Origin of the sequence: Microcoleus sp. PH2017_35_SFW_U_B (assembly GCF_020737865.1) — a bacterium.
In the GTDB taxonomy this organism is placed as follows: Bacteria; Cyanobacteriota; Cyanobacteriia; order Cyanobacteriales; family Microcoleaceae; genus Microcoleus.
On record NZ_JAEQDE010000065.1, the window covers coordinates 1 to 25660 of the forward strand.

At 44.3% G+C, this 25660-nt stretch carries 19 protein-coding genes, 1 tRNA gene and 1 pseudogene; 6 read left to right on the top strand and 15 right to left on the bottom strand.

Going from position 1 to position 25660, the window contains the following annotated elements; genetic code table 11:
* Positions 1 to 272: 272 nt before the first annotated feature.
* The 3 genes and pseudogenes from JGK36_RS18455 to JGK36_RS18465 form a co-directional block, all read left to right on the top strand.
* Positions 273 to 728 (top strand): annotated as a pseudogene (locus JGK36_RS18455) (amidohydrolase family protein); the annotation flags it as partial.
* Positions 729 to 985: 257 nt separating this feature from the next.
* Positions 986 to 1660 carry a 7-cyano-7-deazaguanine synthase QueC gene (gene queC, locus JGK36_RS18460; RefSeq protein WP_293182429.1) on the top strand — a complete coding sequence of 225 codons (675 nt, stop codon included), beginning with the start codon at positions 986 to 988 and terminating at the stop codon, positions 1658 to 1660.
* Positions 1661 to 2621: 961 nt separating this feature from the next.
* Complete coding sequence (locus JGK36_RS18465; protein ID WP_293182431.1) at positions 2622 to 3623, top strand: hypothetical protein; 1002 nt, start codon at positions 2622 to 2624, stop codon at positions 3621 to 3623.
* Between the two features lie 452 nt (positions 3624 to 4075).
* Here JGK36_RS18465 and JGK36_RS18470 read toward each other — a convergent pair whose 3' ends face one another.
* The 4 genes from JGK36_RS18470 to JGK36_RS18485 form a co-directional block, all read right to left on the bottom strand.
* Positions 4076 to 5506: a hemolysin family protein gene (locus JGK36_RS18470; protein ID WP_293182467.1), complete on the bottom strand. Its 1431-nt coding sequence runs from the start codon at positions 5504 to 5506 to the stop codon at positions 4076 to 4078.
* Positions 5507 to 5603: 97 nt separating this feature from the next.
* Entirely contained in the window at positions 5604 to 6761 is a 1158-nt protein-coding gene (locus tag JGK36_RS18475) for a transposase (RefSeq protein WP_293182469.1), read from the bottom strand.
* The gene (locus JGK36_RS18480) at positions 6685 to 7302 is read right to left on the bottom strand and encodes an IS607 family transposase (protein WP_293182433.1); all 618 of its coding nucleotides are present in this window, start codon (positions 7300 to 7302) and stop codon (positions 6685 to 6687) included. The genes JGK36_RS18475 and JGK36_RS18480 overlap by 77 nt, the downstream gene beginning before the upstream one ends.
* 205 nt (positions 7303 to 7507) lie before the next feature.
* Positions 7508 to 8152 (bottom strand): hypothetical protein, encoded by a 645-nt coding sequence (locus JGK36_RS18485; RefSeq protein ID WP_293182471.1) that lies wholly within the window; start codon positions 8150 to 8152, stop codon positions 7508 to 7510.
* A 1156-nt stretch (positions 8153 to 9308) separates the two neighbouring features.
* On the opposite strand from JGK36_RS18485, the gene JGK36_RS18490 reads away from it, so the two are divergent.
* Positions 9309 to 9381 (top strand) — tRNA-Ile (locus JGK36_RS18490).
* A 187-nt stretch (positions 9382 to 9568) separates the two neighbouring features.
* Here JGK36_RS18490 and pyrR read toward each other — a convergent pair.
* From pyrR to JGK36_RS18510, 4 genes are all read right to left on the bottom strand, one after another.
* Positions 9569 to 10102, bottom strand: a complete 534-nt coding sequence (pyrR, locus tag JGK36_RS18495) for a bifunctional pyr operon transcriptional regulator/uracil phosphoribosyltransferase PyrR (RefSeq protein WP_293182435.1) — start codon at positions 10100 to 10102, stop codon at positions 9569 to 9571.
* A gap of 379 nt (positions 10103 to 10481) precedes the next feature.
* A complete protein-coding gene (gene cbiB, locus JGK36_RS18500; RefSeq protein WP_293197783.1) occupies positions 10482 to 11558 on the bottom strand; it encodes an adenosylcobinamide-phosphate synthase CbiB in 1077 nt (358 codons plus the stop codon).
* A 112-nt stretch (positions 11559 to 11670) separates the two neighbouring features.
* Positions 11671 to 12072, bottom strand: coding sequence for a GFA family protein (locus JGK36_RS18505; protein ID WP_293182473.1), 402 nt, complete (start codon positions 12070 to 12072; stop codon positions 11671 to 11673).
* A gap of 33 nt (positions 12073 to 12105) precedes the next feature.
* Positions 12106 to 12549: an Rrf2 family transcriptional regulator gene (locus tag JGK36_RS18510; protein WP_293182439.1), complete on the bottom strand. Its 444-nt coding sequence runs from the start codon at positions 12547 to 12549 to the stop codon at positions 12106 to 12108.
* Positions 12550 to 13042: 493 nt separating this feature from the next.
* Between JGK36_RS18510 and JGK36_RS18515 the strand changes: the two genes are divergently transcribed.
* Complete coding sequence (locus tag JGK36_RS18515) at positions 13043 to 13429, top strand: AbrB family transcriptional regulator (protein ID WP_293157313.1); 387 nt, start codon at positions 13043 to 13045, stop codon at positions 13427 to 13429.
* Between the two features lie 655 nt (positions 13430 to 14084).
* On the opposite strand, the gene JGK36_RS18520 is transcribed toward JGK36_RS18515, so the two are convergent.
* Positions 14085 to 14264: a hypothetical protein gene (locus tag JGK36_RS18520; RefSeq protein WP_293190290.1), complete on the bottom strand. Its 180-nt coding sequence runs from the start codon at positions 14262 to 14264 to the stop codon at positions 14085 to 14087.
* Positions 14265 to 14392: 128 nt separating this feature from the next.
* Here JGK36_RS18520 and JGK36_RS18525 point away from each other — a divergent pair, with 128 nt between their 5' ends.
* Positions 14393 to 18061, top strand: a complete 3669-nt coding sequence (locus JGK36_RS18525; RefSeq protein ID WP_293190291.1) for a PAS domain S-box protein — start codon at positions 14393 to 14395, stop codon at positions 18059 to 18061.
* A 215-nt stretch (positions 18062 to 18276) separates the two neighbouring features.
* Here the strand turns inward: JGK36_RS18525 and JGK36_RS18530 are convergent, their stop codons facing one another.
* From JGK36_RS18530 to JGK36_RS18555, 6 genes are all read right to left on the bottom strand, one after another.
* Positions 18277 to 19668 carry a hypothetical protein gene (locus JGK36_RS18530; RefSeq protein ID WP_293182445.1) on the bottom strand — a complete coding sequence of 464 codons (1392 nt, stop codon included), beginning with the start codon at positions 19666 to 19668 and terminating at the stop codon, positions 18277 to 18279.
* Between the two features lie 172 nt (positions 19669 to 19840).
* Positions 19841 to 20944, bottom strand: coding sequence for a site-2 protease family protein (locus JGK36_RS18535; RefSeq protein WP_293182447.1), 1104 nt, complete (start codon positions 20942 to 20944; stop codon positions 19841 to 19843).
* Between the two features lie 344 nt (positions 20945 to 21288).
* On the bottom strand, positions 21289 to 22929 hold the full coding sequence (locus JGK36_RS18540) for an AAA family ATPase (RefSeq protein ID WP_293182449.1): 1641 nt from the start codon (positions 22927 to 22929) through the stop codon (positions 21289 to 21291).
* Between the two features lie 261 nt (positions 22930 to 23190).
* Positions 23191 to 23430, bottom strand: coding sequence for a DUF2470 domain-containing protein (locus JGK36_RS18545; protein WP_366035287.1), 240 nt, complete (start codon positions 23428 to 23430; stop codon positions 23191 to 23193).
* Between the two features lie 349 nt (positions 23431 to 23779).
* Positions 23780 to 24493, bottom strand: coding sequence for a hypothetical protein (locus JGK36_RS18550; protein WP_293190292.1), 714 nt, complete (start codon positions 24491 to 24493; stop codon positions 23780 to 23782).
* Complete coding sequence (locus JGK36_RS18555; RefSeq protein WP_293197787.1) at positions 24493 to 25623, bottom strand: AAA family ATPase; 1131 nt, start codon at positions 25621 to 25623, stop codon at positions 24493 to 24495. The genes JGK36_RS18550 and JGK36_RS18555 overlap by 1 nt, the downstream gene beginning before the upstream one ends.
* Positions 25624 to 25660 lie beyond the last annotated feature (37 nt).

Below are 25660 nucleotides of genomic sequence, written 5' to 3' on the forward strand. Positions count from 1 at the left end.
ACGTACCCTTCTACCGCGAGTGTCGAGGAGCTAGGCTAGCAAAACTCATCTTTACACCCGCCAAGGATTAGAAGTCATAAATAGATAGGACATACCCCCAACCAGGGGTATTTTTTTTTGACTAGAATCCCTCTAGAAGCTGCGGGCTTACAAGTAAGCTGTCTCAACGGCTGTAATGACGCAAATACGTTAAACAAATAGAAAGTGTCTAGAAAGTACAGGCATAATGGCTGGAAAGGTAGAAAAGTCGTGCTTTCTCCTATTCCAAACAATCTGGGCGTACACCGAGGTGGCGCGGAGTGACTGTCTTGCATGAACTAAAAGCAGCAGGAATTCCCGTCGCAGTTGCCAGCGACAATTGTCGCGATCCGTTTTACGGATTTGGCGATCACGATGTTTTGGAAGTCTTGAATATGGCAGCCCGTATCGCCCATTTAGATCGGCCTTGGGAAAATTGGCCGCGCACAGTCACAACCACACCAGCCGACTTAATGGGATTGCCGAATTTGGGACGAATCGGAGTTGGTTTACCCGCAGATTTGATTTTGTTTAAGGCGCGGAATTTTAGCGAATTGTTATCTCGATCGCAGCGCGATCGCACAGTTTTGCGGCAGGGTAGAGCAATTGATACAACTTTGCCGGATTACCGGGAACTAGACGATTTGTTGCATGAAAACTCGGCGGTTGAAACCGCTTCTATACAAACAAAACCCGCCTCCGCGGGTTGAAGAAAACTCGACGGTTAAAATTATTTAATCTTCTTCAGTCCGCGGAGGCGGACTTCGTTTTTGTAGACGCGGTTTCAACCGCCGTCTTATGCGGTTAAAATTATTTTATCTTCTTCAGTCGGCGTCCGGCTGACTACCCTTCGGGAAGGCTAACGCCTACGTTTTTGTAGGCGCGGTTTCAACCGTACTTCCTATCTTGTCAAGTGACAACAGATTTGATATAAATATAAAACCTGATGCAATCGAGGATGTTTTAAGTGAAAGCAGTTATTTTATTGTCGGGAGGGCTGGATTCCTCAACTGTTTTGTATCAAGCGAAAGCCGACGGCTGCGAATGTTACGCGATATCCTTTGACTACCAGCAAAGACACCGGCGAGAGTTAGAATCAGCACGGGCGATCGCACTTTCAGCACAGGTTAAGGTGCATCAGGTGGTAAACTTTGACTTGACGCAGTGGGGCGGTTCGGCTTTGACAGACAATCAGATAGAATTGCCGATCGATCGCAATCTGGCAGAAATGTCGCAAAACATCCCCGTTACCTACGTTCCAGCTAGAAATACCATTTTTCTCAGCTTTGCCCTCGCCTACGCCGAAACCCTAGGAGCTCAGCGAATTTACATCGGTGTCAACGCTTTAGATTATTCCGGCTATCCCGACTGCCGCCTCGATTACATCCAAGCCATGCAGGAAGTATTTCGGTTGGGAACCAAGCAGGGAAGGGAAGGAGAAGCTATTAAGATTTTCACACCTTTGATAGAACTTAAAAAAACCGAAATTATTCAATTGGGCAACAAGTTGGGAGTGCCTTGGACACAAACTTGGTCTTGTTATTCAGGTGGCGAAAGTGCCTGCGGCGTTTGCGATTCTTGTCGGTTGCGGCTGGCTGCTTTTGACGAATTAGGATTAAAAGATCCGGTGCCTTACGCTTAATATTGCAGGTTTGCAAGGAAGCATCTGAGTTTTGAAGAGGGCGAAGCATGACCGCATATAAGTTATTAGTTATAATCTCCTATTTTCTACGGTCATGCTTCGCCCCTACGGATATATTTGCCTTGCGCCAGATGCACCCTTTCAATCCGCACTAATTGATTGTTTAACTCACTGAAATTAACCAATTTGTAGGGTTGGCAATGCAGATAGATTGATTTTGAACACCGCGAGTCTCGTCAAGTTTAAGGGTTTTGATTTTGAAATCAAGCTCTCGATCAATTTTCTTTGCTTGAAATATGAAAAAATCTCAAGCAAAATAGCGATTTCCTGCTTTTTGTGCAATTTAAATTTATTCCGCCGAACAGTGCTGGGTAGGGTGCATGTCACTTGGGCAAATATGTTTGTAGGGGCGAAGCATGACCTCCGTCAATATCGGATGATAACTAATAACTTATATGCGGTCATGCTTCTTCAGGCTTCAAAAACCAGATGCACCCGCTGGGTACATACAGCCAGCACTGTCTAGCACGATCGTTAAATCAGGCAATTTTAGGCTAATTTTGAACAATAACAGTCTCTAGCTTCGGTATTTCGGCTAAGGAGTTCGGTTCCAGCGACAAGTGCCGTTTTTTGACCTTACCAGCGTGGTATATAGGCGTTGCACAAAGTCAGCCAACTATTTAATTTGAAAGTCTACCTACAAGTACGGTATTGACTCGGAAATGGCTGCGAAGTTTATTATATTTATCAGTATTTATACGATTGAATCCTGGAGTTTTAGGAGATTATAGTTAAGATCGAATGCTTCAACAAACAATAGCGATCGCTATTATCGCCATCATTTGCTACCAAATTCTAGATTAAATCTACTCCGGCATTCGCACAATTGTCTCTCGCAAAAAATGAATGTGTGACTGAAAAGCCATCAGCATCTAACCTTGACAGAATAAATACTAAATCAATGACTACTCATCCTTCTTTGCTCAGCTCCATATCATTCGATCCGCTATCACCATCGGTAGACTTATCTGTTTCCTTCGCGCAAAAGTATCTACAACAGATGAAAAGCGGTACCCCTGCGGTTGTGGGTGAGGATAAATTTATCGAACGACGGCGTATCAGTATGGCAAAACAAATGTTGACATCGCTGCGTTCTGTGAGTGCAAAATCCTGGACAAAAACTGACTACCTATTGGCAGAAACGTTAATTGAACACGGTATAGATACGGATCTGATCGATCCTTGGTATATTTCTGGTGGTATTCATCAAGTTTATAAGTTTGCGATCGAAGCATATAGCGAGCAATTGTCGCCCTATCGTATAGTCAACAAGGTGAGCCCAGTTCTCGGACAAGTCCGACAGCACGTTACAGCAATTGATCCCCGCGTGATTGGCTTTGTGGCGATGCAATATCACTACACGGGAACGCAGTTGATGGACTTGCTCCCTGAGGGAGAACAGGAAAATTTTGGTAACTACGTCAAGATGCTAGACGATCATTTATATATGCCACTGCAACGCGCATACCAAGCTGCTGCAAAGCATCCACCGAATGCGATTCCGGTGCAATCTGTTCGCCTGCTGATGTCGAAGATGAGCTATATTGCTGAACGGGTAGTCGATCGAGTGAATCAACTGTACCCACGCTATCGCTGTTATTCTGGGCCCCTCAACAGTCAACATATCCGTACATCAAGTGTTCGTGATGTCGAGATGTTTCAGGTTTATATGTGGGTTTGTTTGCTCGAAGGCAATTTGCACGCGCTAGAAACCGAACTATTTCCCCTGTGCGTGATGATTTACCCTCGACTGAATGTCAGTTGGGAGCTCGTCAGCCAGATGACTCACCTACTTCGTAAGGAGATTGGGGCTTGTCTGTCACCCGAACAAGCGCAGTATTGTGAACCCTTCTATGAGATTCTGCGCCGTATGTTTTCAGAGGAAGTTTTCCCGAATGCTTGATACCGCAAAAACTCTTACGAACAGCACAAAGCTTGATATTAAAGGACTTTAGCTTGTTCCTCCAACATTAGTTATTGTCCTGTTTATTTTGAATTTCGTGTGGCAGCGCATTCATTCAATGGGACTAAAAGCATATCAGCTATTTGCGATCGTCCTCCCCATCAAAATCCAAATATAATACCAATTCAAAAAAATGTTTCTACAATAATTCAATACGGTTTACTTAATATAGTCCGAAGAGAGGAACGAAGCAATCTCCGTATCTATTTTTCAGAGGGTTTTACCCCCAGGGCGGTCTTAAGTAAACGGTATTGTACAATAATTGAGGTTGAGTTTGTTTGCTGAAATCTTGTCGGTGGTGCGTCGCCATAGCTGATTGTTCATCTCTTTTAAGGTAAGCTTTCTGGCGACACACCCTACCAATATTGTTGCATTTATTTTTTTAATTGGTATTAACTAGAAAACTTCGCCGCACCTCTCAAACCGCCATTCGATCGCCCTTTTCCCCCAACTTCCCCGCCCGCCGCTGCAACTTCACCCAAAACTCGATCGCCCGCCGTCGCACTCAACAACTGAATTTGAATCTGATCCAACCGCGGCCCGCACACAGAAACTACTGTAAGTTCCGCATTTTCGCAGCGCCAAACTTCCCCAACCGCCGGCATTCTTTGCAACTGATAACTCAGAAAACCTCCGATTGTCTGATATTCGTCTGTCACCTGCAAGTCCAAATTCAATATTTGATTGACATCATCTACATTTAACTGCGCTTGCGCTAAAAAAGTGCGATCGTCCAATACTTGCAAAGCTATTTCTTTGCTGTCGGGCGACTCGTAAGTGCGGCCGATAATTTCAGCGATCAAATCCCTCAGCGTCACCAAGCCGGAAATGCCGCCAAATTCATCGACGACGATCGCAATTTCTTCCGACGAACCCTGCATCAAAGGCAGTAATTCCCCCAGCAGCATCATTTCCGGCACAAATCTCACCGCACTAATCCAAGTTACAATCGGCGTGTCGGGAGATAGCAAACCTTCAGCTAAGGGTTTCGCCAGTTGTTTGAAGCCAATAATCCCGATAATATCGTCTAAAGAATCTCCCGTGACGGGATAGCGGGAATGGTTGGAAATCGCCATTTCCGAAAGCAAAGTTTGAAACGTAGCCGTCTTGGGAAGTGCCACAATGCTGGGCCTGGGTACCATCACTTCTTCTACGCAAACTTCGCCAAATTCAAACACGTTATTCAGCAATTCTCGCTCTTCTGCTTCCAAGCCGCTTGATTCGCTGGAAGTCGCTATAATTAATTGCAGTTCTTGGGGCGTAACTGGCTGGTGCGTGCGCTCGTATTCGATTCCCGCAAGCTGCAATAGCGATCGCGTGGATTGATTGAGAAACGACACAAAGGGATTGAACAAGCGGGAAATCAATAAACTCGGAGGCCCTAAACTTCTGGCTAGCTGTTCGGAATAAACTAAGGCTACAGATTTGGGCAGGATTTCGCCGAGTACGATTTGCAGGTAAGCTAGCAGGAAAAAAGTTACTATTGAGATGCTGGCAGAATGGGCGATCGCCGATTTGATATAGATTGGTAGCGGCAAATAGCCGATCGACATTCGGATCAGTACGGCGATCGTATCTTCTCCAATCCAGCCGAGAGCTAAACTAGAAAGAGTGATTCCCAACTGCATTGTTGAGAGCAATCGCTCGATACTGTGTATCAAAGATTGAACAGTTATCGCCGGAACATCGCCGGCCTCGACTAATTGATTGATGCGCGATCGGCGTACCGTCACCATCGAAAACTCAGCCGTCACGAAAAAAGCATTGATCGCAATCAGCAGCAGCACTGACAGCAACCGCGACAGCACCTCTGCCCAACTCATCGCAGGTAAATCAGCTATCTCCTGAACTCTAGCCCCTAAAAGTGACACAATTCTCCCTAGAACAACTTTCTCGATCGAACCTGAGAATCAGATACATTTAACCCGGTAAATCCCGGACTAAGCCCAGAATAGCCGTGTATGGCAAAACAGAAAAAGCAGCAAGCTCTCCTGTCAGGGAGGTATCTCTCAAAGCTTTCAACAAAATATTGAAAGCGCCATTTTTATCCCTGTCCAGAGTGTGTCCGCATTCTGGACATTTAAAGATTTTAGCTCCACCCAATTTAGCGTGGATATGCCCACATTTTGAGCAAGTTTTCGATGTGTACTCTTCTGTTACGTCTACTACAACACCACCATGTTTGGTGGCTTGATGCTTCAACATTTGCTTAAAACGATAATGGCTCAACGTGACCATCGCTCTAGCAGTTTTAGTCGCCAACCTACGCCTACCTTTCTTAACCATTTGCTGTGTTTCAAAGGTTGGCAAGAAAATTAGTTTGTACTTGGCTGCAAAATATTTTGCAGCTTTTTTGTGCAGTTCATTAACTAAGTTCTTGATTTTGATTCTAATTTTTGCTGCCGATTTCCGCAAGCAATACCTCAGTCGCTTGAATTGCCTCCCTTTACTTAGTCCAATGCGGGACATTAATTTGTCTAGATGTCTTGCTAGCCGATAGATGCGACCAATATCGTTTTTTCCTATTTCGATAAAGTCACTGCCGTCAAAACCAGTAACAAAAGTCCTAACACCTGGATCCAGTGCGACAGCTAAATCACTATCGATCGGCTTTATTTTTGGTTCGTCAATCACATAGCAGATAAACCACTGCCTGTCGATCAAACTGAGTGTTGGCTCGTGTTGCATTACCTCAACGATTGGTTCGGACGCTTTAAAGGTTAGCCCTTTAGTAGCAAGCGGGTAAAAAGCCCCGAACTTCCAGTTAGATGTTTGAAATCGGATAGTTTGAGATGTGTCTAAACGGCTTCTAAATTTTGCCGTTCCTTTTGCCTTTTTAGCAGCTTTGTGTGCTTCAAAAGCTTGAAACACTGCCATCTGTCGCGGGTTGTAAGGTTGTTCGCAAACCCAGTCGGGAGCCGAATCCATTATCTTTTTTCTTAAATCATACTTGCCTATTTTTTCGTCCTTAAGAATAGCAATTGCTTGGTTGTAACACCACCTACTTGCCGCAATCCAAGTCCTCCATTTTGCTGCTAGCTTGGCTTCCGGGTAAACTCGAATCTTCTTTGATAGCAGATTTGTATTTTCCCAGACCGTAGAGTCGGCTGCTAAAGACGTGGATGATAGCAAGGATGTCTTCAACCATTTCTCGTTCACAAGACAACTCGTTTCTGCTGAGAACCATGAGTTGGCAATTGTTTTGTTCGCAGATCCATTTGATGAGCTCACCACCGAACCTTGCGAGTCTGTCTTGATGTCCGACCACAACTGCTGAGATATCTCCCGACATGACTTGTCCCAAAAGGGCAAGCAGCGCTTTTCTTTTGAATTTGAGTCCGCTTCCGATGTCTTTGAAGACCTTGGCTTGCAGGTAGATACTTTGGAGGTAGCTGACTTGTCTGTAGAGGTCTTCTCGCTGTTTATAGCTGCTAACCCTGGCGTAGATGGCTGTAATTCGGTCGTGTCTGCCTCCGAGAACGCTGTCGATGTCGTAGCGTCGCTGGTTGGATGGGGTTCTGATTGCTGATATTTTGCCGACAAGTTCCCAGTTTCTAAGGGTTTTATCTGAGACTTGCAGGATTTTGCAAGCTTTTCGCGGTGTGACATATTTTGTCATCGCTAGGTGGTATTTTTGTTTTCAATCCATAGTGCCAGCTTTTACAATGATTTACTAGGAATTTCTAGGAAATTATTTACTTTATGTCAACAGTCTGGAGGTTTGGTCTCCTTTTGTCTCATACCATTGTCCGAAAATAATGCAAATGTAAGCCCGTGCTCCAAACACTTAATTCATCAGCCATTCCAAATCCCAAATCCAATAATTACTTTGCCACTGGAATGCCAGATATTTGCAACTGTAATTTTTGGCCTGGATAATCTGTCAGCGTCAGCGAAACTTCCTTAGCATTTTCCAGCAAAGCTGTAGGAATACTCACCGTACCGTAATACACCTGCCCGTTGGGTGGAAGTTCCGCCGGCAAATCCTCAGCAGTCGCCGAAAGAGCCCGCCCTTGATTGTCAGTGACGTTCAAGAAACTGTAGAGAAACCTCACAGCTTGGGAACCTTCGTTTTTCATGCTCACGTCTAGCAGCATCGAGTTGCTGCGCTGGCTGGCGGCGCTCACTTCCAGAGTTACTCCCCCGTCGCGACTGTTCAGGGGAAACTTGGCACTGGCATTTGCCGCAGCCGGTTTTTTGGCTGTGGCAGGTTTAGAGCTTGCCTTGTCTGCTTTAGTATTTGTCGCGGCTGTTTTTTTGTCAGGATCGCGACCTTCTACCCGCGCTTTGACGGTTTTGAGAATGTCTTTTTCTTTCAAAATGCTCACTTGGTCTTTGCTAGCCGCAGCTCCCTGCTTGCCGCTTCCAGCATTGTTGCTGGGGCGAACATCAGGTTGAGTCGTTCCTTTCAACGCTTCGCGACCTATAGTAAATCCCCAAACAGAACTCGTCACACCTGCTCCAAACATTAGAGTTAGCAGAATAAGAGTCAGCACTACCGTCGAATTCACCTTTCTTCCTCCCTAGAGACTCCCGTCATAACTATACTCGGCTTGGCGGTGAGAGGAAAGGGAGGCCAGGGTCTATACTGCATTATTATGTATCTCCATAAAAGGAAACCGTTGCGCCTCAAAAGTGGTTATTCTCCCTGGCATACCTGCTGACATTACAGGATAGAGGCTGCTGATATTGTTCTTTCGCTTACCCGCCTCAGTGGGGCGTTTAATTTGGGGATTGCTCCCTCTCGGATTGCTCCGGTAATGTTAGCTTCGACAAAGTTAGTGGTCGGTACTTTCTCGCTTGGCACTGTCTCCCAAATGACTGTTTAACCTAAGAGTTTTAGAGCTACGGACTAGCTACGCATCCGTAGGTAAGAACGTGACATACCCGACACTCATTTTGTAAACAAATAGAGTGCGGGCTTCCTCTTTCAACGGGAGAGCCTTATTCGCAGCCCTCTCTAAGCTGGTCTTATCCTCCCTCCGTAGGTTTTACTCACCTTTATGTGGTACTCACTAGCAAGATAATTACTTATCTTTTCCGGCAGACTCCCTGTGTCCCAAGGAGTAGAATTGTTGATTTTTTCACCCATCCATCAGCTCTTTTACGGCTTAGCTGGATATTGGGGCTACCAGTCAGAAACTGATAGGTGGTGTCTAGCCTTTATACAACGGAAAGTTCGCCCACCACGGCTACTCTTATCATCCCCGCTTAGTTCGAGCCTATCATGGATTCGCTATCGCTCAATTTGTTTGGTGCTCGTTTTCATCCCGTCACTCATCCTGTAAACGGATAGAGTGCGGGACTTCCAACTCGTATTAGTTAAACGCCTTGCCACTAACGCAGGCATTACTGCCTGAGTCTGGTCAACTAGGGCTATGTTTCAAGCCCCCGTTATAGTCGGTACTCCGATTTAACGGTGGGTTGTTGACTGCCATTGCCTATAAGTTGATTCCAAGTCGTAGAAACTGCTAATTCCGGTCGATCGACTCCAGCACAGAGGTGATGCAGGCGATCGCGGGTTCGGCAGATCTAAAAGATTTTGATTTTTGTTCTCTAGTTCTAGCACGGACTGGGAAATTATGTTATACTACTTTTGAGTTGGATCGACATAAGTCGATCTAACGGCAGTTGGCCGAGCGGTTTAGGCAGCGAACTCATAATTCGCCCCAGGCAGGTTCAACTCCTGCACTGCCGATTTTAAGGTACGTAGTTGCGCTTGGGCGCTCTTGTCTATACTACTGATTGGAAAAACTGAGAATCTGTTTCTGCCGTTAAGGTACGTAGTTGCGCTTCAGCGCTCTTTCATGAAGCAAAGAGCGCTAAAGCGCAACTACGTACCTAAGTCAGTTGTGTCCCGGATGTTTCGAGGCTAACGAGCGACATCAACCCTTAATCAATTCCACTCCGTCGCGCCCGTCAAGTTCTTGAACATAAACCTTAACTTGTTCTTCCTTGGCTGTCGGCAACTTTTTACCCGTAAAATCCGGCTGAATCGGTACTTCTCGGTGGCCGCGATCGACTAATACCGCCAACCAAATTTTCTCCGGCCGCCCGTAATCGTTTACCGCATTCAAAGCCGCTCGAATTGTTCTACCTTTATATATAACGTCATCTACCAACACCACCGTTTTGCCGGTCAAATCGAAAGGAATTTCTGTTTTAGCAGGTGTCCGCATCGCAACTCGATCCAAGTCATCTCGGTAAAACGTAATATCCAAAGCACCCACGCATACTTTGACTTGTTCGAGGACTTCAATTTGAGCTGCCAACATTTGAGCTAAAGGCACTCCTCTAGTATGAATCCCCAACAGCACTAAGTCCGAAGGAGCTCCTGATTTTTCGACAATCTGGGAAGCGACGCGGGTGAGAGTCCGCCTCACTTCATCCGGGGATAAAATCTTAATAATTTTAGTCATTGCTGGCTGCGAGCTAATGGTTGGCTGTTGGCGAATCGAAGGATTTTAGATTTTAGATTTTAGATTTTAGATTGACTGGACAAATTAATCTCTGGGTTGGAACAATTATTAGATGTGAGACTTCGGCGTTAGTGTCAGCGTCGAACGATTTTAGATTTTAGATTGACTTGACAGTTGAATCTGGGAGAAGAACTACTAACGTCGAAACTTTTTTGGCTCTTCCAGAGGGAGCATCTCATTTTTGAAAAAAGCATCTTTTATTATAGTGCTGTCCCCGCTCGCGAGTATTATACCGCTCGCACTATAAATGCAAAACTAAGATACTCCCCTTCCAGACTCCTGTCGGAGGGCTGTATCTGTCTGCGGGTCAGCTCTATTGTTAGGGAACAAAAGATAATAAAGTATAAACAAGCAATGATAGTCCCAACCAAATCAGAAAGCAATACCGAGTTAATTGCAATGCTTGGTCAATTTGCTGCGGTGCGATCGCACGAATCGACTCGCCTAACAGCGGTTTGTGTTTGATAACTCCCCGATAGGAATTTGTACCTCCCAGTTGTACTCCCAAGATGGCGGCGTAGGCGCACTCGCTCCAACCGGAATTGGGACTGGCATCTTTAACAGCATCTCTCTGACAAATCTGCCAAACGTAGATCGGTTTGCCAGATATCAGGGCTAAAGTAATCACTGTTAGCCGACAAGGAATCCATGTCAGCACGTCTTCTAGTTTGGCGCTAAACCATCCTAAATCTGTGTATGGTGCTTCTTTGTAGCCGACGGTAGAATCTAATGTGCTAGCTGCTTTGTAGGCGATCGCACAGGGAACTATCGCCAGATCCCACATCGAGTCAGGAGCGATCGGTCGATCGATAACAGTTAATAATAGATGCGGCAGAGCGAACCCAACTAATCCATAAAATAGCGGGGCACTCACGCCATCTACTGCATTCTCTGTTACAGTTTCTAACAATGCTCGCAGAATTTCTGGCTCAGATAAGTTTTCGGTATCCCGACCGACGTAAAGGCTCAACCTTTCTCGCGCCTTGACTAAATCTCCAACCTTTAAAGGCGCTAGCACGTCTTCAGCAGCCGCCCTCAAACTGCGACCGGCAAAACAGCTAGCCAGCAAAATGGTTTGTAGGGCAATGCCTAAAACAGGATGCACCCAACTAGCAGCAAGGACGATCGACCAACTGACAGTATAACTGCCTATAATCAGCCCGATCGCTAGTATTGTACCAGCACATCGTAGCAGCAGTTGGTGCCGCTCGCCTGGGGGACGATCGCCAGAGAGAGGCATTTTGTCTGCGGGATTGTTCCATATATTAAAGACAAATCGAGTATAGCGGTCGATCGCCCAACCCATCGCCTGCACGGGATGCGGCCAACCCCAAGGATCGCCGATCGAATAATCCAATACCGCAGCTAAAATCAAAACAGTAAATTCATCCGGCATTATTATATATGGTGTTCAACATGATAGTCCCTTCGATCGCTAGTGAGCGATCGGGTAGCTGCTGTTTTAACTGCTGCTACATCGAGCGGAGTGTGATTTTTTAGAGCCGATTTTAACTGCTGAGATGACTTTCGTCGTGCAGTTCGTGTACGTTCTGTTCCCAATTAACACCGTCAAAGGGTAGAATCTGAAATTGGGAAACGGCATAGTCGTCAAGACAGCGGACGTTGACATCGAATTGATCGGGATGCGATCGGGGACGATAGAACGAGTGAATCCCACAAATCCGGCAGAAAGTATGTTTAGCAGTGCCTGTATTAAATGTATAGGTTGTCAAAACATCTTCCCCGCAGAGCAAGGTAAAACGTTCGGGCGGCACAATCAGGTGCAAAAATCCTTTCTTTTTACAGATAGAGCAGTTGCAGTCAGATGACGAGTGTTTGTCAACCGTGACTGTGAAGCGGACAGCACCGCAACGTGTGCCACCAGAGTAGGTAACAAGTGTTGCGTCCATGTGAGTTGGCGATCGAATGAATGAACTTACCATCTAAATGATAAAGCTAGTTTCTTCTCCGAGAGCAGCTTGCCAACTGCGGACATCATAGTATAAGTCTTCGAGGGAAATACTGTACAGCGCTTCGGCCAGTTTTTTGTGCAATCGGTTCCACAAACTGAATGTTACCCAGTCCTCTGGTTGGGTAGCGTCAGGAGAATGTCGAGGTAAAGGTTCAATAGTTTCCCCTACAGCCTCTAAGATTTGTCCTAAAGAGATTTGAGCTGGCTCCCGAGCCAATTGATATCCTCCCTGGGAACCCCGAACAGATTGGACTAAACCGGCTCGTCGCATTTCAATCAGCAATTTTTCTAGATATGGAGCGGGTAACTCCTGTCGGTTCGCAATCGATTTCACCGATGTCGGCCCGAACCGAGGTTGCAAACTTAGATCCAGTAGAGCTTTGACACTGTAGTGTCCGCGTGTGGTTAACTTCATGGGATTTTAAGAGCGGGGCAAATATTCAGCTAGCTGATAGCTGATAGCTTATGCTACCTAGTTTAGAGATTGCTCGCACGCTCCTGGCAGCTACTCCTCAAGAAAGACTCCACCTTGTTAAAAATATTTAGACAATAGTGGTTAACAATTGAGCCGATCGGTGTAATATAGTTTTATCAAACAATTGGGTTTAAAGCCCCATCCTAAAAAGACGGCTTTCATGATAGAGTAGACTTTGTTGATTCGCGAGATATAAAAATCCGGTCTCAACTCTCTTATTTCAAAAAATCTCAAACAGGTTGGGGCATCAACCTGTGGGCGAGGTGATGTTAGACAGGTGAAGAACCTGCAATCGCTGTTTGAACCCAGAATCCCAGCGCCTTTAGGTGGGGGAGTATGTCAAGACCGGCTATAAAGCTAAACTTTCTTGGTCAAACCAAAAACCAACCGAGAAAAAATCCGTACACCACTTGAATATTTCAGGACTCAGTAAATGGCTAAAAAGAAAAATATCGAACCCCTTGAAGGCGAAGATCTGATCAAAAAGGTCAAAGACCTAGAGAATCTGACCAAGGAAGAAAAAGCTAGAGCCTGTGGCTACTATACCGTTACCAAGAACGGCGTAGAACGGGTCAACATGATGAAATTCCTGAATGCGCTGATTGATGCAGAAGGCATTCAGCTAGATGGGAAGCAAAACGGCAACGGACGCGGCGGACGCTCGGCTAGCTATCGGATTAGCGTTCAATCTAATGGCAACTTACTGATTGGAGCTGCCTACACCAAGCAGATGGAACTCCAGCCAGGAGATGAATTTGAAATTTCTCTGGGACGCAAGCACATTCACCTGCGCCAAATCGATCGCGAAGAAGTATCCTAGGTCTTTACAATTTGCTTTGAATTCTTGCTTGAACGGGTTGGTTTGACTTCAAGCATTGACTGCTGGCAGAGAGTGGGCTCTGAAATTTTGTTCTGAAATTTTTCAGTGCGCCTAAAACAGTATGGATTCTATAGATGGCAATGGCTCGATAAAAGTCAGTGCTACTACTTTATATTTTCTGAGAATACCTATTCTCGCCCCTCGCTATATCCGTTTGGACAAGCGGGGGATTTTCCGCGTAGCTGTTGATAGTTGACAGTTGATAGTTGACGGTTGACAGTTGCTCGAACAACGGGGTGCAGCGGCTTGTGCAAGGCGAATATATCCGTAGGGGCGAAGCATGACAAGAGTCAATATGAGATGATAACTAATAACTTAGGAACGAAAATTTAATAACTTACACTCTTAAAAGTGGGATGGGCGTCCCGCCCGTCCCTTATAGACGGGCGGGACGCCCATCCCACAATCATTAAAATTGTAAGTTATTTAATTCTCATTCCTTATAGGGAGCATCTCAGTTTTGCAAGAAGCATTTTTTATCGTAGTGCGAGCGTCCCCGCTCGCGTGCTTGTACAAACAAGCACGCGAGCGGGGACGCTCGCACTGTAAATGCCAAATTGAGATGCTCCCTCCTTATATGCGGTCATGCTTCGCCCTATTCCAAAACCAGATGCACCCGAACAACGAAGAGGGAAGAAGGAAAAGGAACAGGTTCGAGGGATTTCAGGATGAAGTTTGACGGACAAGCAGATGTATTTCCCGATTGGAGAGTGACTTTTCCAATCTTGTCTGATGCAACTCTCGTGCTGGCGATCGCCAGCACGAGCTCGTTCATTCCCAAATCTCAAATCTCAAATCTCAAATCTCAAATCGACTGACACCGAAGCAACCAGCTTCGATCGCCCTACGTGAAATTATGGGTCGAAACAGTTACAGTGTTAGGGAGCAATTAGTCAGCAGCCTATGCCTTTGTCCCGATTCGCCTTTCAAACTGTCCGACAACCCACAAAAATACCTCTGCGCTGCGTTCTAGTCGGCTCTTTTGTGGTGCAAATCGTCGCAGCAGTCGGGATGGTCGGATATTTTTCCTTTCGCAACGGACAAAGAGCAGTCGAAGAGCTCGCCCAGAAATTGATCGGGGAGACGGGGAAAAGAGTTGAAGAAAAGCTGAGTGGTGTTCTCGAAAATACTCACTGGGTAAATCAACTCAACGCTGAAGCGATCGATCGCAAGGAATTAAACTTACAGTTAGAAAGCCGCCAGCCTCGGGCAGAAAAGTTCCTTTGGCAGCAAATGCAATCGTTTAAAAGCATTCAGTGGATGTCCCTCGGTTCTGAAAAATCAGGAGAATGTCTCGCCATTTGGCGCAACCCTAAGGACAAGAGCTTGCAAATTGTCGTCGCTAACAAATCTACCAACTCTCAGAACATTTACTACGCTACAGACAACAGAGGAACTCGCACGGTTCAATTAAAAGTAGAAGCAGGAACCTACGATGCTCGCCAGCGCCCTTGGTACAAAGAAGCTGTCGCAGCTAACAAACCAATTTGGACGAGCATTTACCCCGGTTTTACTCCGGGGACTGTGTTTATTGCTGCGAGTCAACCGATTCGCGATCGCAATGGTAAATTGCTGGGAGTTAGTGCGGTAGACTTTTCGATCTTGGAAATTCAGCAATATCTCCATCGCCTCAGGTTTAGCAAAACGGGGGAAATTTTCGCGATCGAACGATCGGGCTTGCTGGTTGCCAGTTCGAGTCAAGAATCACCCTTTAGAAAGTTGTCGGGAAAGCACCAGCCGGAGCGGCTGAATGTTTTAGACAGCCAAACTCCTGTTATTCGTACCGCAGCTAAGCATTTGTACGAATACTTCGGGGGCTTTGGCGAGATTAAGCAGCAGCATCAACTGAAATTTAACCGAGACGGGCAGGATTATTTTGTGGCAGTGGTGCCTTTTTCTGATAGTTACGGTTTGAACTGGCTGATTGCGATCGCAGTTCCCGAATCCGATTTCATGGGGCAAGTTAACAGAAATACCCGCAATACGATTGTACTTTGTGTGGCCGCGCTACTGCTATCGACCATTGCCGGAGTTCTGACAGCTAGGTGGGTAACGCTGCCGCTGCTGCGTCTCAACGCAGCAGCTAAAGATATTGCCCAAGGAGAATTCGATCGCACTGTTGGTGTGAGCAGGCTGGATGAAGTCGGTAAATTAGCCCAGTCTTTTAATGAAATGGCCGCTCAATTGAAAAAATCTTTTGAAGCTTTGGCGTCTAGTGAAGAAAAATTTGCCAAGTTGTTAGAAAGCTTGCCCGTTGGAGTCACAGCCCTGACTCCCACAGGTAGCACTATTTTTATGAATTCGGTGGGAGAAGAGCTCACTGGCAAAAGGGCAATGCCAAGTACAACCGCAGCAGGGCTCTCAGAAACTTATCAGCTTTATGTAGCAGGCACCGATCGGCTGTACCCGATCGATAAGTCCCCGTTTGCACGGGCTGTGAGGGGTGCAACAATGATTGTTGAAGATATGGAAATTCGCCTCGGTGGGAAAATTATTCCTTTGCAAGTGCGATCGATGCCGGTGTTTGACGCTCTTGGCAATGTCCTGTATGTGATTATTGTTTTTCAAGATATCACCGATCGCAAACAAGCAGAAAAAATATTGGCTGACTACAACCGGACTCTGGAAATTGAAGTAGCTTCGCGCACAACCGAGTTAGCCGAAATCAATGCCCGCTTGGAAATCGAAATTGAGGAGCGCAAGCAAGCTACAAAAATTATCCGCAAAGAGCGCGACTTTAACTTCAAGATTATCGAAAATTCTCCGATATTTTTTGTGGCGATCGACTGTGAGGGTAAAATCCTGCGGGTGAATGACTGTATGCTGCAAGCTGTGGGCTATACTGCCGCAGAAGTTATCGGCAAAGATTATTTAGCTATATTTGTACCCGAGGGCGATCGAGCCGGATTGCACTCGATTTTTAAGGCCGTCAAAGCCAGCCCGCAAACGGTTAATGAGCACCGGATTGTCACCAAGTCGGATCGGGGTTTGTTAGTCGAGTGGCACGGTACGCCCGTTTTGGATGAAAATGGCAATTTTGACTTTCTTTTTGGATTTGGGATTGATATTGGCGATCGCAAACAAGCACAATTAGCCTTGCAAAAAAGCGAAGCTCTGTTTCACAAATTAGCGATCACGGTTCCCGGAGAACTTTACATATTCGTGCAACATCCCGACGGCTCAGTCAAGATGGAATATATCAGTCCTATGTGCCGAGAAATTCAAGAATTAGAGCCGGAGGAAGTCAAAAACAACTCTGCTTTACTCTACGAACAAATGCACCCGGACGATCGCCCCAGCCACTTCGAGGCAATTGTCAACAGCGCCACAAATCTTGAACCATTTTCCCACGAGTGGCGGATTGTGACAGCATCGGGAAAACTCAAATGGCTGCAAGGCTATTCTCGCCCAGAATTGCGCGAAAATGGAGATATCGTCTGGCACGGCATAATACTTGATATTAGCGATCGCAAACAAGCAGAACAAGAACTCAAACAAGCCAAAGAAGCCGCAGAAGCTGCCAACAAAGCTAAAAGCATCTTTCTTGCCAACATGAGCCACGAATTGCGAACACCCCTCAACGCCATTCTCGGCTTTGCTCAATTAATAGAACCCAGTGCTAATTTAACTTTGCAGGAACAAGAGAATATTAAAATTATTCGTCGCAGCGGAGAACACTTGCTTCAACTCATTAATCAAATATTAGACTTATCTAGAATTGAAGCTCGACGCATGACACTCAACCCAAAAAACTTTGACTTGTACCGTTTGCTGGGCGACGTGCAAAATATGTTTCAACTTCCCGCACAAAATAAAGAATTGCAATTAATTGTCAACCGCTCGCCCGATGTTCCTCAGTACGTACAAGCTGATGATGTTAAGTTGCGACAAGTGCTGATTAATTTGTTAGATAATGCCGTTAAATTCACCCAAAAAGGCTCAATTTCAGTAACAGTAAGACCCAGAATAGAAGTAGCTATATCTCCAGAACCAAATAATAATATCAATCTATCAGAAGCTCAAAAAAATAATGCTTTTATTTACTTTGAAATTGCCGATACAGGGTTAGGAATTATCCCCGAGGAATTAGACAGTATATTTGAATTATTCGTGCAAAGTTCATCTGGTCAAAAAGTTCAAAAAGGTACAGGTTTAGGATTAAGTATCAGCCGCGAGTTCATCAAATTAATGGGCGGTGACATTACCGCCCAGAGCGAAGTTGGACGCGGCACAGTCTTCAAATTTGATATTCAAGTTGTGACGGGAGTCGGCCCTGTTGAACTTATCAATAAATATGTTACAGTAAATAATGTATCGGAGAGTTCAACTATTGTTACCGAAAAAATATCTGATAGTGCTGCAATATTTACGTTGGACTCTAAGCCGCAAGTTTCCCCAGAATGGACGCGCAATCTCAAACAGGCAGTCCATCAGGCTGACTTCGATTTTATTGCCAAAACAATTGAGGAAATTCGCAGCGATAATCCTATTTTTGCCGAAGTTATGATGAATTATTTAGATAATTTTGATTATCAAAAGATACTGGATTTGATTGCAAAATTTGAGCTGTAGGGTACACCTAATGACTAATGACTAATACCAGTTCTCCCCGAAAAAATCAACATTTGCTCTCCTCTACTTTACCATGTATGAGCGTGTACCTTCATAGTGAATTGGTATAAGGTGCGTCGCTATCAGATTGCCGATTAAGTTTAGGGATTTTTCATGGCGACGCACCCTACGAATACATCGCTAATAATGTTCGCGAGCGGGGACAGCGCTAATGACTAATCTCGATTTTTGGGTGTTTGTTTGTGTTGAGAAAAAACTCGACAGTTATTGAGGTCGATAAACAAATGTTCCTCTTGATTGTTGTCTGACATATTCACTAGATTGTATTGAACATTGTCTCCATAAATAGTTAGAGCAATCTGGCAAACTTCTAAAAATTTAATTAGCCACTGACATTCAGCAGCGGAGTTATCTTGATAGTATTCAATTAATCGAGCAAAACAAAGTTCTAAGTAGGTTTGGGAATACGGTGAGATTAAAATTATCTTTAGCATCAAAATCGCTAGCGTTAAAGGATTTAGTTGAGTCACGAAAATTAGAAATAAGGCGGTTGGTTCCCCAGAATTTTCCACTGTCAAACATTTGATTAGATAATTGCAAGTTCTGAGCAACAGGCTACTGTTCAAACTTTCTTCGTCATTCTGGGGATGAAAATTATCTAAAATATTGATGAGTTGTTGGTGATAAATATCAGAACTATTTTTTTTTTCATTGTAATAACATAAATACTTAATCAGAGATTCCTTGAACTGCTTGTAGGTAATATTTTGACTGTGACTGATAAAAAGATTGGCTAAGCTGCGATAGTTCAACGAGCCTCGGTTGACCAAAATTATTTTGATTAAACGCAGGGCTTCCTCTCCTAAAAGTGTGGGATTATGATAATTTTTAAATTTGAATGTGGCTGACTGAGAGCGAGATGTATACATTGCTAGGTCAAACTTATACTTGTCTTTTAACTTCTGGGACAAGAGTTTGGCAGTTTGGCGTGCTTCGAGGGTGTTTTTAGTATCGAGATATTGAGTGGCTAGCAAATAAGGCTGATAGCGAGAAGTCCAGTGCTTTTCTACGGGCCGGTAGTCGCCGTACTTCAATACAAATAATTTGATGTTTTCATAGTCTTGGCTGCTGACAAAGTTTGTCAGCCACACTTTCAGTCTTTTGAGAATATTGTCTGCGTGAGGCTCGCTGAGGGTTCTCTCGCTAATAATTGTAATTAATTTCCGAGCAAGTTCGTATTGTTTGTTGGATATCCAGTTATTTAATAAGATGTAAGAGCAGCGTTTAAATAAGTTGTTAAATTCTTGTTGACTGTTAAATTCAATTATTATGTATAGGGATTGAATTAATTTAGGGTTAACTGGAGCAATTAGTTCTATAAAGATTTTTTTGAATTCCTGGAGACTAACTTCTGGTTCCGAGTTGTTGATGTGATATATGAAAAATTTGTAAACGATCTCTTGAGCTGCGAAAACTGTCAGCTCTGATTTTTGTAATTGAGCTGTTGGTTGAGACGATCGCGCCTCGGGCAATATATTGTTTTTTAGAGTAGGTAGAACTTTTGACTCTTGGGTTTCGGATTGAGAGGTAACGTTCTGAGATGGCATACCGTCCTCGCTCAGATGATCAATACACTATTATAGTTATTTATTGCTGCTTTGCAGCTAATAATTTAGTATTTTACTTGACTTTTGGGTAGCTACAGTTAAGCCCCCCGATCGCCCTTTTGGTAAGGCAAATCGAGGGGGTTAACTGTTATTTGTCAAGTATCTGAGGGTGTCAAGCAGGGTTTGCTTGAGCTCGTCTTTGCAGGAGGCGGGCAATCTCAGCTTTTTCTACAAGCCCGACTAGGACGCCGTTTTCGCCTGTGACGGGGAGTTCTTGGACTTTGAGTTGTTCGAGGAGGGTGACGACTTCGAGGAGGGACAATTCGGGTTTGACGGTGGTGGAAAATTCGATCGGCTTCACGAGCTCTTTAACTTGAACTTGGGGCCAGCTTCCGGTGGGGATGGTTTTCATGTCGTCAAGGTCGATCGCACCTACCAATTGTCCGGCATCATCGGTAACTAGGAACCGGCGCCAGGTGTGAGTGCTACCGATGACGTAGTTGTTGGCAAATTCTCTGAGGGATAAGTTTTCTGGGACGATCGGGCTTTCGGCAGTCAAAGCATCTGCGGCTGTGAGTCCTGCGAGTTCATTTTGGACTGTGGCATACTGTGCAGACTGACCGGCATTTTGCAGCAAGAACCAACCGATTACTAGATTCCAAATATTGCCGAAGATGCCTGTAGCAATGGCAATCCAGCCAATGATTTGACCGACGCGGCTGGCAAAAATTACGCCTTTGTAAGGGTTGCCGGTAATCTTCCAGACGATCGCTTTGAGGATGTTGCCGCCATCGAGGGGCAAGCCGGGAATTAAGTTAAATAAGGCTAAAGCTAGGTTGATGGAAGCTAAAAGTTGAACGATGGCTGCGGCTGGGCCTGTGAGGGCTGCACCGACGCCGATAACTGTTAACAAACCAGCCAAAAATAAGCTGACTAACGGGCCTGCAATGGCGACCCAAAATGCTTCGGCTGGGGTTTTCGATTCTCTTTCTAAATTAGCCAGTCCGCCAAACAGAAATAGCGAAATCGATTTCACGCCAATTCCCTGTTTGATAGCTACCCAACTGTGTCCTAATTCGTGGGCTAAGACGGAAGCAAATAACAGCAGGGCTGCGAGTAATCCTAGCAGCCACGGCGCTACGGGGCCTAATGTGGGAAACAGGGCTGCTAGTGCGCCGCCGTATTGCCAAGTTACTAAACCCAGGACTAAAAACCAAGAAGCGTTGACAAAAAAGGGAATTCCAAACAGGTTGCCGACGCGAAATGTACCGTTCATAATGGCTACCTCTGATATTATGGGTGAGAGTTTTTTGCTCTCTGTTTCCTTATCGTAACGAAATGTAACTGAGATGTTAATGGTTGAATTAGGGTGTTATCCGTCTGGGGAGGTTCGGTTTGCGGAATAATCACCGTCGAGTAAGGTTCGTAGGGTGCATCTCCATGCAAGCGAATATATCCGTAGGGGCGAAGCATGACGGCAGAAAATATGGGATTATAACTAATAATTTATATGCGGTCATGCTTCTTCAGGCTTCAAAAACCAGATGCACCCGGTTTGATCGTTCGGACTTCAGTCCTCTGAATTAAGGACTAAAGTCCTTACTACGAACCGAAATTCAGTTAATTATCGATCGCATCTTCACCCAGCGGCCGGCTGTAACGCTTCAATTCATCAATCAATCGAGTATCGTTAGAAGCTGTTCTCGCACCTGCTTCGGCAGCCCAGTGCTTCAAATCTTCAATTTGCGATCGCGCGATCGCAGCTAATGGTACTGTATCCTCGATCGACCTCAAAACATCCTCCGTCATCAAATCCCGGCGCTGCCCGTTCACAAAAGTGCCAAAAGCCCGGTACAATCCATCAATCACCACTTGCTCAATTTCCGCACCGCTAAAATTCTCAGAAGACTTCGCCAAAATTGCCAAATCAAAGTCGCGGAATCTAGTGGGGCGCAAACGCTGTAAATGCACCTTAAAAATATCTTGCCTTTCTGATTCCGAGGGTAAATTCAAAAAGAAAATCTCATCAAACCTGCCCTTTCTCAGCAACTCAGCGGGCAAAATCCGCACGTTATTTGCAGTTGCGACGATAAACACTGGGCTAGTTTTTTCCTGCATCCAAGTGATCAAACTGCCGAATACCCGGCGCGAAGTTCCCGAATCGCCGTCGCCGCCGCTGATGATGTTGCCGAAGGCTTTATCTATTTCATCGATCCATAAGACGCAAGGTGCGATCGCCTCTGCCAATTGTATCATTTGCCGAACCCGGCTTTCGCTTTCCCCGACAATGCCGCCGAACAATCTGCCAGTATCCAAGCGCAGCAGCGGCAAACGCCATTCACAAGCAATAGTTTTCGCCGATAAAGATTTGCCCGTTCCTTGAATTCCTACTAACAAAACGCCCTTAGGATTGGGTATACCGTAGCGGCGGGCTTCGTCAGTAAAAGCATCTTGCCGCATCTTTACCCACTGTTTCAAATTCTCCAATCCGCCGACATTTTTTAAGGATTCTCGGGAGTTGCAAAACTCCAAAATTCCGGTTTGGCGAATTGCTTGCTGTTTCTCTTCCAAAACTCCGTCAATATCTGACTCGTTAATTTGCTGTTTGGCGGCCAAAGCTTTAGCTAAAACCCGCCCGATGCGAGCGCGGCTCAAACCTTGACAAGCTTTAACTAATTGTTCCTTTACTAAGCCGCTAACTTGCAACTGTTCCGGCTTTTCCACAACGTGGGAAATTAAATGATTGATTTCTTGGATGTTGGGCAAAGGGAAATCAATTACTGTTACTTCTTCTTTCAATTCCTCCGGCAATTCTAGCGCGTGAGAAGTGAGGACGATCGTTTTTTTGCTGCGCTTCAATTCCCTGGTTAAATTACGTAATTCCCGGATTACAGGAGCACTTGTACTGCTGTAGGGATATTTCAAGATTGGGTGCAAATCTCGGAGTACAAATAGAGTATATTCTTCGACAGCGGTCTTGCCGATGCGATCGAGCGCTGCCATTACTGAACCTTTTCCAGAACCGTTATCTTCCCAGCCGCGCACGATATCCCAGAACAATACTCGGCGCGCGGGTGTTACTTGCAGCGCTACTTGGGCAATTACAGCTTCGACTGGTTCTTCTTCGGCGCCGACAATGTACAGCAGGGAGTACCGGGCGCGAATCATCAAATCCAGTCGCTTGATTAGGGCATCGAAAGGGTTATTTTTACTGCCATTTCGGGCATCTAATTCTTTAGAATTGGGGTATTTTTCTGTCATTTTATTTGATATCTTAGATGTAAATTTAACTTGATTAAATATTTTGTTTGGAGTAAGGACTTTAGTCCTTATTAATCATTTCACCAGACTCAAGGTTTGTAGTAATGACTTTAGTCCATATCAAGGATTTAAACGGACTAAAGTCCGTACTACGAACGAACTTTGAAATTATAACAGAATAGGGATAATTTGGCTACTTAGCAACTTTTCGGGCTTGTTTCACCATGTCAATGAGAGTGTGGTGAGCATCTTCGGCGTCTACTAAAGTGCGATGGCTACGCCCCGGCTTACGCCTACGAACTTTACTCTGACTGGCACTATTTCGTCATTGACTTGAGCTGTTAAATCCATGCCGTTGGCATCAATAGCGAGCATTTGAGCTGATGTCGCCTCGGGTTGGCCACCGTAGGCTTGAGCGTACAAAACTACGGCGCTAGCGCGATCGTCGTTCATGTGAGTGCAGATGCGATCGCTAATTTCGGTGGAAAACTTTTCTGACATAGGGATTCCTCATATGCAATATTGCGATCGATTGTACTGTGAATCGGAGTTGACAAGATACTTCGCAATTTGCTAAGATTAAATTCAAATGATTTTAGCGAGTCAAATCGATGCGTAAATTTGTTTGTTATCCACGAACTGTATGCACGTTATCTCTCAATCCGCGGGATTATATGACTGTATGCGATTTAAGGGCGATCGGGTAAATAGCTAGTTTCACAAAAATTCGAGAGTTAACAACACATTTTATAAATTCTGTCAATATCCTGAAGATATATTGTTTGATAGTTAAGAGAGCGATCGGTGCGATCGACTAGATGTTCTGCGTAATTTCTGTAATTATTGCGATTTAATGCTGCAATTTAGATTTAACTCTATTACAAAAATCGACAAAATGACGAAAAGTAGTCAATTGTTCTGGCTTCTCTTCAATTCTTTTCAATAGCTGTTCCAAATAAAAGGGCTTGAGTGCATCTCCGGGTCTTGTTTTAGAATATGTGGTGTGTTTAGCTGCCAATAATGCTCTCAAATAAGCTCCGTGAAACTGAGCGTGAGTATGAAATTTGTGATATCTTCCCATCTTTTCAGGACACTCAATGGAAACATCGTAATACTTATTATAATCTAATAAATCTAATAAAAGTTGGCTTTGATGATCTCTTAAATGTTGAGGATGTCTTGAATAAATATTGCGATTGCCCAGAAGCCAACTTTCCAAGCAGCGATTTTGAACAATTAGCACAAGTTCTGTATTTTTTAATACTAGCTTTTCCTGATTTAAAAAATCATAAATTTCTGCGTACCTTTCCGCAACAGTATTTTCTTCCGCATCAAAGCACACTACAAAATAGTTGTATTTTCCACTTAAGTTAATTTCCTCAATCGAAGGAGGAATAAAATCATATAATGATGGATATCCTTCACCACTAATCAGGTAATAATTTTTTTCATTCACCTCATCGTAACTCTGAACTCGTGTTAATTCAGGCAACAGATGACTTAACCAAGCTGGATAAACTTTTCTCTCCGATTGCATCCCTTCGACTAAAAAATACAGATTCATTAAACTTTAATTCCCTCGCTGTATTCTTCGAGATTAATCAATTGTGTAAAAGCCTGATGCCTAGATTTTCCCAGGTTCAAATCTTTCGCATCAGTTACCGTTACTACACCTCCCTTGCGAGTTACTATTTTCCAGTATTCCATGCTGATATTGTTGATTATGTACGGGTGATGACTGGTGAGGATAAATTGAATATTTCGGTTTTCCGTGAGCAAATCGGTAACAACATCGATACAGTTAATCCCCAAGCTGTTTTCAAATTCATCGATCAGAATTACAGTTCCTTGTGGCGACAAGTACAGTTCGCTAATGAGAATTAGCGTTTTCAACATTCCCGACGAAATGTTATTTTGCAAAATCCAATCATTGATACTTTTCTCTTTGATCTGAATCGGAAAATTCGGAAATAATGGATTGTCATCATTTTCGACTGCTTCTATTTTAATATCTTCAATTTGAGGAAATATATCTATAAATTTGCGTTTGATTTCATGAAAAGTATCTGGGTGATGGCGAGCAATTAAAGCAATTTTGATTAAAATTGGTAAATTACTTGATTTGATATCATCTAGTGAGAAAATATTAGTTGAAAATATCGATATTACCCTGTGAGGCATACCAAAAACTGCATTAAAAGAAACACTAAGATTGTCACTATAAATGATTTTATTAAAACCTTGCTGAACAGGTAAAATATCTTCCTCTTGATTTAAGATTTGTACTGCGCTTTGAAAAGGTGATAATTTGGGCGTTGTGTTACCTTTAAACTTGATTTCAGTAGAGTTTCTTTCGATAATTGTATCTCCATTTCTAGATAAATGCTCGCGGACAATCCTAAAGTTACTGGCTTCGTCTGCCTGATTAGGAATTATGACAGGATTTTTTTTCGTTTCAAACTCGCCTTGCCATTGGTACTCCACATCATCATCTATTGTCGAAAATGTGATATCCCACGCTAAGCCATTTAATGAAGCACCATTTGCTATCTCTTTTAACCTCGAAATTCCTTTGAGTATTTGAGTTTTGCCAACGCCAGATACCCCAACTAGCAAGGCAAGATTGGAAAAATAGATTGGTTCAAAACGCCACTCTAATACACGATCGCAAAAAGCTACTTTCTTAATTCTCATTTTCCGCTCCTATCTATTAATCATCTGCGTCCATCAG